The organism is Brevibacillus borstelensis (assembly GCF_037834415.1).
Taxonomy (GTDB): domain Bacteria; phylum Bacillota; class Bacilli; order Brevibacillales; family Brevibacillaceae; genus Brevibacillus; species Brevibacillus borstelensis_A.
The window spans coordinates 1-696 of sequence record NZ_JAUMSJ010000110.1; the positions used below are offsets into that span (position 1 = coordinate 1).

Genomic DNA, 696 nt, shown 5'->3' on the forward strand with positions numbered 1-696 from the left:
GTAATTTTATACAGTTCAGCCAGGCAACGATTGTTTTCTTTTCTTATGTATCAGGTTTTCTCCGTTTCGACGTTAGCAGTTCCCACCATATTTCGCCGTCCTCCCAGAGTGTCACTCGTAACCACCGGTATATTTGCAGCAAGCTCTCCTTGCATGTGGAGAAGATTTTGGCTAGCACAAGTAAACAAAAGGCGATGAGGGCAACGAACACTTGGTTCATGACCGCTTCTTGGCTCTTTCCATAAAATGAAGTGACTTTCACATGTTGCTTTAACTATTTGAAAAAGATTTCGATAGCCCAGCGACTACGGTACATCTCGCTTATTTCTTGTGCCGACAACTCCAGCAGATTTGTGATTAACATGATGGGATTTCCTTGTGAATCCGTTGTCTCCACAAGACGTAGAAGATGCTTCATTCGTTTCTGTTGTGTTCCCAACTCCACGATACAATCCCTTGTAATAGGGCTACCCTCGGGAACAGAACGATCAGAAAAATACCGAATCGATGCGTTCTTTTTTGTTCTTGTCATAAAGAAGATTCTACGGTCACAATACTCATCAAACTTGGTATAATCCACAAATCCCCTATCGAATACATACGTGGTGCCGGATTTGTTTACGAGAGCATCTAGTTGAGTCCGGTCATGAGCACGGGCTGACGTCATCTGAACGGCTTCTGGATAGACGTCTTCTG

Annotated in this window: 1 protein-coding gene; it reads right to left on the bottom strand. The window is 43.7% G+C overall.

The features are described 5' to 3' along the window. Positions 1-274: 274 nt before the first annotated feature. A partial coding sequence (locus Q3F21_RS27180) for a transposase (RefSeq protein WP_340259718.1) occupies positions 275-696 on the bottom strand: 422 nt, incomplete at its 5' end.